The 516-nt window shown below is 64.7% G+C and carries 1 protein-coding gene; it reads right to left on the reverse strand.

Annotated elements, in window-relative coordinates:
- Positions 1–516, reverse strand: a 516-nt coding sequence (locus tag ACFQX9_RS29555) for a putative Ig domain-containing protein (RefSeq protein ID WP_377791267.1), incomplete at both ends; no start/stop codon positions are given.

A 516-nucleotide genomic window follows, 5' to 3' on the forward strand; every position in this document is an offset into this window, starting at 1 on the left:
ATTGAACGTTTCGCTGGCGGCGAGACTGCCGAGATCGGTTGCGGTTGCCTTTACGCTGAGCGTACCGACATCGCCAGACGCCGGTGTGCCGCTGAAGGTCCGGGTGGCGGCGTTGAAGCTCAGCCAGGCAGGCAGTTGCGAGCCGTCGGCAGCGGTTGCCACGTAGGCAAGCGAATCGCCGGAATCGACGTCCGTGAAGGTGCCGGCAGGCAGCGTCAGCGAGAAGGCCGAACCAACCGTTGCCGTTTGGTTGCCGGTCTGGATTGCCAGCACCGGCGCGTCATTGGCGCCGTGGACGGTAACAGTGAGCGTGGTCGACGATGTCGCGCCGGCGGTGTCACGCATCGTGTAGTTGAAGACGTCAGTCAGCGTGTTGGTCGCAAGCCGCAGCGCCTGCACGGCGGGATCGGCTTCGTTGACGGTGTAAGTGAACGCTCCCGTGGCATTGAGCACCAGGCTGCCGTGCGCTCCATTCAGAGCGGAGCCCAGCGTGCCGGAGGTCGATCCGAAGCTGAC

Origin of the sequence: Bradyrhizobium sp. GCM10028915, from assembly GCF_042666195.1 — a bacterium.
GTDB classification, from domain to species: Bacteria; Pseudomonadota; Alphaproteobacteria; order Rhizobiales; family Xanthobacteraceae; genus Bradyrhizobium; species Bradyrhizobium canariense_D.